At 33.0% G+C, this 9,264-nt stretch carries 5 protein-coding genes; all 5 read left to right on the top strand.

Features of this window, described 5'->3' with window-relative positions; all coding sequences use genetic code 11:
- Positions 1-152: 152 nt before the first annotated feature.
- The 5 genes from JQM81_RS12875 to JQM81_RS12855 all read left to right on the top strand — a co-directional run bounded on the left by JQM81_RS12875 (position 153) and on the right by JQM81_RS12855 (position 9,148).
- Complete coding sequence (locus JQM81_RS12875; RefSeq protein ID WP_235234183.1) at positions 153-3,575, top strand: glycosyltransferase; 3,423 nt, start codon at positions 153-155, stop codon at positions 3,573-3,575.
- A gap of 42 nt (positions 3,576-3,617) precedes the next feature.
- Positions 3,618-5,336, top strand: coding sequence for a glycosyltransferase family 2 protein (locus JQM81_RS12870; RefSeq protein WP_235234181.1), 1,719 nt, complete (start codon positions 3,618-3,620; stop codon positions 5,334-5,336).
- 351 nt (positions 5,337-5,687) lie between these two features.
- Positions 5,688-7,529: a glycosyltransferase gene (locus JQM81_RS12865; protein ID WP_235234180.1), complete on the top strand. Its 1,842-nt coding sequence runs from the start codon at positions 5,688-5,690 to the stop codon at positions 7,527-7,529.
- Between the two features lie 84 nt (positions 7,530-7,613).
- Entirely contained in the window at positions 7,614-8,390 is a 777-nt protein-coding gene (locus tag JQM81_RS12860) for an ABC transporter permease (protein WP_235234179.1), read from the top strand.
- A 23-nt stretch (positions 8,391-8,413) separates the two neighbouring features.
- Positions 8,414-9,148, top strand: coding sequence for an ABC transporter ATP-binding protein (locus tag JQM81_RS12855; RefSeq protein WP_235234178.1), 735 nt, complete (start codon positions 8,414-8,416; stop codon positions 9,146-9,148).
- Positions 9,149-9,264: the final 116 nt, after the last annotated feature.

Here is a 9,264-nt window from a genome sequence, read left to right as displayed (position 1 = left end):
ATGTAGCTTAGCATATATTGGATCTGGGGAGTGCTCCACTGTTCTCTCCATGTTCCTTGTAACTTGTTCACCATATCAGTTCATTATAAAAATCTTAGATTTTTGTCTTGACAACTGAGCCACTATATATAGAATACTGAAAGGATATAAAGATGTTTTCGAAAATTAAAAAAAAATTATGGAATATAAAATATACAGTCGATATTATCGATTATGATAATGAAATATTTACTGTAAAAGGATGGCTCTTCTCACCGGAAGATAAAGTGGAAAATGTTTATGTTATCATTGATTCGGGGAAGATAAAAAAAGCTGTCTCAATTAAATATGGAATTAAAAGAAATGATGTATATCAGACTTTTCAAAATCCATATGCTAAGTCATGCGGATTTTACGGGCAGATTCTTATTGAGAATGTGCGATCATTTAAAGTATGGTTGGCATATGCTAAAAATAAAAAGAGTTATAAATTTTGCATTGGAGAGTTTAATGATAACGTAATTAATAGTGAGCTACCACCTAGAGTAAGTGCTATTGAAACTTCTGAGAATGGAATGGATCTTCAGAAGATGATAGATAATCAAGAGAGGTATCATTTTGAATTCCCAGGAGAATACTATTCTCAGACTGTTGATGTTATTATCCCAGTATATAATGGATATGAGTTCTTAGATAAATTACTAGATACTGTTTCACTTACAGAGATGAAATATAGAGTGATATTAATTCATGATAAAAGTACAGATGAAAGAGTATTACCTTTTTTAAAAGATTATACAAAGGCTCATGACAATGTAGTTTTGATTGAAAATGAAGAGAATTTAGGGTTTGTAAAAACAGTTAATAAAGGATTTGAGTATAGCAGTCATCATATTGCATTGGTAAATACAGATGTAGAACTTCCAGATTTGTGGCTTGAGAGATTAATGCTTCCTATTTTTAGAGATGATAAAGTGGCATCTTCTACTCCTTTTACTAATTGTGGGACAATCTGTAGCTTCCCGGATTTTGGAAATGATAATGAATTGTTTTTAAATCTGACTGTTCAGGAGATTGATAATGAATTTAAAAAGATTCCACCTAAGTATGAAAGTATGCCTACAGGGATAGGATTCTGTATGGGTATAAATCGTAATGCGATGGATAGAGTCGGTCTTTTTGATGCAGAGAGTTTTGGTAAAGGATATGGTGAAGAGAATGATTGGTGTCAAAGAGCAATTAAGTTGGGATATAAAAACATACATGTCGAAAATTTATTTGTATATCATAAGCATGGTGGCAGTTTTTTGAGCGAAGATAAGAAAAGATATCTGGAAGAGCATGAAAAGATTCTTTTGAAAAAGCATCCATATTATAACAAAGATGTTGCCAGATTTTGTACAGTGGATCCTAATAAAGATATCCGTGAATTTGTTAAATTAAATCTTTTGTTGAACAGTAACGAAGAGTATCGCACTATTCTGGCTTTTGACCATGATTTAGGAGGTGGAGCAAGTAAGTATTTGCTGGAGAAGAAAAATCATTGCATAGAAGAGGGCAATGCCTTTGTGGTCGTTCGGTTCGATTTTGTAAAAGAGTATTATAAAATATTGTATTTTTACAATAATTATAAGATTAAATTTCATGTTAAAGAAGAAGAGAATCTCTTTAGTATTATGAATTACATTCATATTTGTGAAATATGGATTAACGAGTTGGTTACTTATCCTAGATTATATGAATTATTAAAGGCAATTCGAACATACAAACAAGAAAAGAATCTTTATGTAAAAATGCTTGTTCATGATTTCTTTTCGGTATGTCCGACAATTAATTTGTTAAATAATCAGGAGGAATATTGTTATCTTCCGAATTGTAAAGTATGTGATGAATGTTTGAAAAAATCAACAAGAGTGCAGTCTCTCGAATATGGTACGATGGAAAAATGGCGTTTGGAATGGGGGACATTTTTGCACTCGTGTAACGAAGTTGTGTGTTTTTCAGAAGATTCTAAAAACATCATGCAAAAAGCATTTGGTGAATTGGATAATTTGATAATTATTCCCCATCAAGTTGAATATATGCCTGTGATAAATAAAAAATATAAAACAACCAGTTCGTTAAATGTAGGGTTATTGGGGAATTTAACAAAACATAAAGGAAGAACGATTGTAAAGCAAATGGTCCAAACTATTGAAAAAAAAGGATTGAATATTAGAATTGTTCTTATAGGAAGTTCTTCTAAAAAAATTAATAGTAAAGTATTCAAAGAGACCGGTAGATATACGAGGGATAGTATTCCGCGATTGGTTTTGGAAAATGATATAGATGTCTTTTTAATTCCGTCTATATGGCCAGAAACATTTTCTTATACCACGGCAGAAATTATGCAAATGAATATGCCGATTATGTGCTTTGATATCGGTGCACCGGCAGAAAGAGTAGCAAAATATGAACAAGGTATTGTTATACCTAAAATATCACCGGAAGCAGTAATAAAAGAATTACAAGAAAATCCGATAATTAATGAAGCACTACAGAAAAAGGAAAGGAATAAAAAAATATTATTTGTTGTTGAAGAAATAACATTTTCTTCCAGATATAGAGTAGATCACTTGAGGGAGCAATTGCTTCATCAAGGAATTCAATCAGAATGTTGCTTGATTAAAGAAGCATATAATGTGGACATTAAGAAGTATGAAAGTGTTGTAGTGTATCGCAGTTCAGAGGTGGAATTAGTAGAAAAGCTGGTGAGAAAAGCGCATCGTTTTGGAAAAAAGGTATTCTATGATATTGACGATTATATTTTTGAATATAATGAGATATGTGATCTGAAATTTCTTGAAGGTGATGATTACAAAGATTTTGATGTCTATTCTAAGAATATTAAGCAGACTATGGGGTTATGTGATGGATTCATTGTGTCAACTGAGAATTTGAAATCAGCAATAGCAAAGAGTTTCCCCAATAAATCGGTATATATCAATAGGAATGTGGCTAGTATGGAAATGCTTACCATTTCAAAAGGATGCTTTAAATGTAAGGGAAGTGATGTGGTTAAACTTGGTTATTTTAGTGGATCAAAGACTCATAATGAAGATTTTGAGAGTATAAAAGATGAAATACTCTATATTATGGAAAAAAATCAGAATGTCCAGCTATTTATTGGCGGGCAGATTGAGCTTCCACCGGAATTTAATTCTGTGAAAGAACGAATTGAAAAGTTTGATTTTGTTTCATGGAAGAAGCTACCTAAATTAATTGCGCAGGCAGATATTAATCTAATGCCATTAGAGGATTCTTTTTTCCATGCATGTAAATCAGAAAATAAATGGATGGAAGCTGCTTTGGTTGGTGTGCCAACAGTGGCATCGTGGAATAATGAACTTGCCGGAGCAATTGAAAATGATGTGACAGGATATTTGTGTGGAAGTGTTGGAGAGTGGAGAATGGTATTGCAACGTCTGATTGATGATGAGGATTTACGCTTTAAAATTGCGAAAGCAGCTCATGAGAAAGTGTTGAAGTGTTATACGACATTTAAAATTGAACCAGATATTGTAGATGTATTAACAGGAGAGCAGCAGTATCAATAGATACTGCTGGTCTGCGTTGTGAACAAAAGTGAGGATATGATTATGATACGGAACAAGATAGAAAGAGGAGCTTTGTTAATACGACAACAAGGGATTATTAGAACGGTAGATTATTATATCAAAAAGAAATCTAATGAAAAAGAATTTTTAAATCAGGTTAGAAACTATCATTTGTTGTCAGAGAGTGAATTGGAGGCTCAGAGGAAGACACAGCATAGAGTTTCGCCATGTATAAGTATTGTTACACCTTTGTATAATACCCCACGTATTTTCCTTGAAGAGTTGTTGGATTCCGTTCAGAATCAAACATATGCGAAGTGGGAACTTTGTCTTGCGGATGGAAGTGATGATGAACATGATTATGTTCGTGAGCTCTGTGAAGAACGAGCAAAAGATGATAATAGAATTGTATATAAGAAATTATTAAAAAATGAAGGCATTGTGGGTAATACGAATCAGTGCCTTGAGTTTGCAACTGGAGAGTATGTGGGTCTTTTGGACCATGATGATTTATTGCATCCATCTGCTCTTTTTGAGGTGGTAAATGCAATTCAGGATGGCGCAGATTTTATCTATACAGATGAGATGAAATTTATGGATAAAGTAGAGAATTCTACGAATATTGTATGTAAATCTGGATTTGGAAAAGATGAACTTCGTTCTCATAATTATATTTGTCATTTTGTAGTTTTTAAGATGGAATTATTGAATGGAATGACACAAGTATACAGAAAAGAATGTGAAGGAAGTCAAGATTATGATATGGTACTTCGGTTGACAGAAAAGGCAAAAAAAATCATTCATATTCCGAAAATACTATACTATTGGAGAGTGCATCAAGGGTCAGTAGCAATGGATTTATCGGTGAAACAATATGCAGTCGATGCTGCTAAGAGAGCAATTCTTGGTCAGTTGCATAGAAGTGGTGAAGAGGGAACGATTTCTTCTAATTTGCCTTATCAGACTATTTATAGATTGAATTATTCACTTAATGGGAATCCGTTAGTTTCTATATTTCTATGGGGAGAACTGCGAAAAACGGATTTGAAAAAGAGAATTGGAGAAATATTAGAAAATACAACATATAGACCATTAGAGATTATTGTGGAATCAGACATAGACAATACTGTTGTGGATGAGAATGTGCAGTTGAGCTGTGTGCCGCGAAATAGTAGTGATGAAAAATATGTATGGTTTAATTATGCAAAAGAGTCTTCGAAAGGTGATTATTTTGTCTTTTTACATGATCAGTGTGTCCCAGAAACACAAAATTGGATAGAAGAACTTTTGATGTTTGCTCAACGAGATGATGTATGTTCAGTAGGTCCGCAAATCAATTATGGACATCAGAAAATATATTTTGCAGGTGCAGTTATTGATAAAGATGAACAGTGTGGGATTCATGTGATAAATTATAATCATTTTCAAAATGAAGAGGGATACGAGGCAAATTTAAAACATGTAAGAAATACCACTGTGTTATCAGCGCTATGCATGATGGTAGCAAGAGATAAATTAGAAGAATTATCAGGTTTTGATATTCAAATGAAAGATTATGGAGATGTGGATCTTTGTTTAAAAGCAAGGAATGCAAATTATTGGAATGTATGGACCTGTTTTGCTCAGATAAAATATCAGGGAAAGAAAAGTGTATATTCTAATTGGAAGGATGAGGGAAAATTCAGAGAAGTTTGGAATGACGAATTGAAGAAAAGGGATGAATATTATCATCCGTTTTTGAAACAATTGAAGAAGATGTAGGTGATGATTATGGATAAAACGGAAAAAAATATTATAACTAAAGTATATCAATCTTTATCAAATGAAGGAATACGGGGCTGTGCTTCAAGAACACAAAAATATTTATATAAAAAAGTGGAAAGATATAAACGTACAGAAGAATGTTATAAAGATATCCTTTTCATAAGCGGGTGTAATGAGAAACTGCCACATCCGCGAAGATATCGTGTTGTACACCAAAGGGAGCAATTAGAAGCTTATCATTATGCTACAGATGAAGTTTATTTTATGAATCTTCAATTGGAACAGGTTAGACGTTATAGGGCTTTTGTGTTTTTTAGATGTCCTTATACGGAACTAATAGGAGAATTTGTGAATCAAGCAAAAAAATTAAATAAAAAAGTTATTTATGATATTGATGATCTTGTGATTGACACGAAGTATACAGATTTGATTCCTTATGTTCAACATATGAAGAAAGAGGACAAAAAAGCATATGATGAAAACGTGATGAATATGCAGAAACTTTTAAAAAGCTGTGATATTGCAATCACCTCTACTGATTGTCTTGCAAGAGAATTAATGAGCTATGTTCCTACGGTATATGTGAATAGAAATACTGCATCGGAAACGATGCAGCAATTATCAGAAAAAGCGTGGAAAAGTGTTAAGAGAGATCAAGATAAGGTGAAAATTGGATATTTTAGTGGCAGTATTACACATAATGCAGATTTTGAATTGATTTTACCTGCACTGAAAAATATTATGGAAAAGTATTCTTTTGTGGAATTACATGTAATGGGTGAATTAGATATTCCGGATGCACTTAAATGTTTTGAATCTCGTATAAAAAAAATTCCTTTTGGTGATTGGAGAATATTGCCGGAAAAGATTGCTGAAATGGATATTAATCTTGCTCCATTAGAAAACAACATATTCAATGAAGCAAAATCTGAGAATAAGTGGGTAGAAGCTGCATTAGTTAAAGTGGTTACTATTGCCAGCAATGTGGGAGCATTTCAACAATGCATTGAAGATAGCAAAACTGGAATTTTGTGCAATGATATAGAAGAATGGGAAAGAAAGCTGGCAAAACTAATCAATGAACCAGATTATAGGAATCAAATTGCAGAGAATGCGTTCCGCCATTGTAGTGAAAAATGTACGACGATAGGAAATGGGTATGACATTGCACATATCATTAAAGAAGTAGTGAAACCTAATTATGGTTTTATATTACCAGGATTGGAGATAAGCGGAGGAATAAAAGTTGCTTTAAAACATGCTGACATACTTCAGAAGAACGGAAAGGATGTTACGCTGTTTTTGATGGATGGAAAACAGAAATGGTACGAATTTGAAGAATCTATATTTCCTGTTATAAATTTAAGTTCCGTTCAAATGGAAGGGAACATCGGGTGCGCAATTGCGACGATGTGGTCTACGATGGAATTTGTACAGTCTTATCCTAATATTAGCAAAAGATGCTATTTGGTACAGAATTATGAGACCGATTTTTATAAAAAGGGTGATGAATTACGTATCCAGGCAAATAGGACTTATATGCCTTATGGGAATGTTGAGTTTTTTACAATTTCACGTTGGTGTCAGAAGTGGCTTAAGGATAAGTATGGCCAAGAATCAAGATATTCTCCTAATGGCATGGATATTAAGCAATTCCCTTGTCATAAACGGTCAATGAATGATAAAATCCGAATTTTAATAGAAGGAGATTGTGCGGTAGAATATAAGAATGTGGATGAGGCATTTCAGATTGCTGGTAAATTGGATAGCGAACGGTATGAGATATGGTATATGTCCTATAATGCGGAACCCAAAAAGGAATATCGCGTTGATAGATTTTTTCACAAAGTTCCTTATGGAGAGGTGGCAAAAATATATAGCGAATGTGACATTTTGCTAAAAACAAGTATTCTTGAAAGTTTTTCTTATCCACCATTGGAAATGATGGCTACCGGAGGATATGTTGTGGTAGTTCCGAATGGGGGGAATGTTGAATATTTGGCACATGGCGAAAATTGTCTGTTCTATGAGCAAGGAAATATTGAAGCAGGAAAAGAGACGATAGAATGTCTTGTAAGCGACAGAAATCTGCAAGAAAAATTGTTCGTCAATGGAAGAAAAACAGCCGAGAAGAGAGATTGGGCTGAAATTGAATATGATATATTGAAAATGTATACCTGTGATAAGTGATAGTTGTCAAAAAAGTAGTGAAATGATATACTGTATTAGATTGTATCTAATTAACAAAGATAAAAAAGAATTGGAGGGGCTGAAGTGTCAACCTATATTCAAAACTTTAAAAAATTTCGTCCATTACTAAATGAATTAATAGCCCGTGATATTAAGATAAAGTATAGAAGATCTGTCTTGGGTGTATTATGGACGTTGTTAAATCCTTTATGTATGATGATAGTATTATCGGTAGTTTTCTCTAATTTATTTAAATTTGATATAGAAAACTTTCCGGTATATTTGCTTAGTGGTCAGTTGATTTTTAATTTTTATTCAGAATCGACTACTAATTCAATGTCCGCTATTCTTTCGAATGGTCCATTGATTAAAAAAATATATGTGCCAAAATATCTTTTTGTGCTTTCCAGAGTTTTTTCTAGTACAATTAATTTATTGGCATCATTTACAGCCATGGTCTGTGTAATGTTGGCTATGAGAGTTGAATTGCATTATACAGTCCTGTTGGCACCGATTCCGTTAATGTTTATTGTACTTTTTTCTTTAGGAGTGGGATTGATTTTATCAGCGATAACAGTGAAATTTAGGGATATAATGCATTTGTATTCGGTATTTGTTACAGCACTTATGTATTTGACGCCGGTGATATATCCGATGTCAATTTTACCAGATTGGTTGAGCCCAATTGTAATGCTTAATCCAATTACAAATATTTTGCAGATGTTTAGAAGTGTGATGTTGTATAATTCGTTGCCTACATTGGAATCGTTGGTTACAGCATCTGTGGAATCAGTAGTGATGTTAGCATTAGGTTTATATGTGTTTTATAAGAATCAAGATGAATTTATTCTCAATATATAAGAGAATATATAGGAGAAAACGAGATGGAAAATCAAGAAATAATTACAGTGGATCATGTTTCGATGCGTTTCAGTCTTGCATCTGAGAAGATTGATAGTTTTAAAGAATATGTTATTAAATCAATAAAGCGTCAATTGTCGTATGATGAATTTTGGGCACTTAAGGATGTGTCTTTTTCTATAAATCGTGGTGATGCATTAGGATTAATAGGATTAAATGGAAGTGGTAAAAGTACCATGTTAAAAGTAATTGCAGGTGTGTTAAAACCGACTAAGGGTACTGTGACAGTAAGAGGTTCGGTAGCACCTTTGATTGAGTTGGGAGCAGGATTTGATATGGATCTTACTGCTACTGAAAATGTATATCTTAATGGTGCTTTGTTGGGATATTCACGGCAGGAAATGGAGAAGCACTACAATAATATTGTGGAATTTTCAGAACTGCATGATTTTATGAATGTACCGGTTAAAAACTTTTCATCTGGTATGATTTCTAGATTGGGATTTGCGATTGCTACAATTGGTACACCGGATATATTGATAGTGGATGAAGTCTTATCTGTTGGAGATTTCCATTTTCAGGAAAAGTGTCAAAATCGCATAAAAAATATGTTGGACAAGGGGACAACATTACTTTTTGTTTCACATAGTATTTCGCAGGTAGAATCATTATGTAATAAAATTGTGTGGTTGGAAAAAGGCAATGTGAAAATGTTTGGCGATGCAAAAGAAATCGCTGAAATATACAGTGCGTCTTAGATAGGAGTGCAAAATACAATGAAAGCAAAAATAAAATTAGTAGTAATTATTTTGATAATTGTTATAGCATCAGGTCTTTATTCTGTTGTGGATAAAACGGGAGAGATATATAATAG

The sequence above is a fragment of the Faecalicatena contorta genome (genome assembly GCF_021531895.1).
Taxonomy (GTDB): Bacteria; Bacillota; Clostridia; order Lachnospirales; family Lachnospiraceae; genus JAFBIX01.
Note: the sequence above shows the minus strand (reverse complement) of the source record. Positions and strands in the feature narration are given on the sequence as shown.

Coding starts and splice junctions, on each gene's coding strand:
- JQM81_RS12875 (WP_235234183.1), top strand. CDS start 153: ATGTTTTCGAAAATTAAAAAAAAATTATGGAATATAAAATATACAGTC.
- JQM81_RS12870 (WP_235234181.1), top strand. CDS start 3,618: ATGATACGGAACAAGATAGAAAGAGGAGCTTTGTTAATACGACAACAA.
- JQM81_RS12855 (WP_235234178.1), top strand. CDS start 8,414: ATGGAAAATCAAGAAATAATTACAGTGGATCATGTTTCGATGCGTTTC.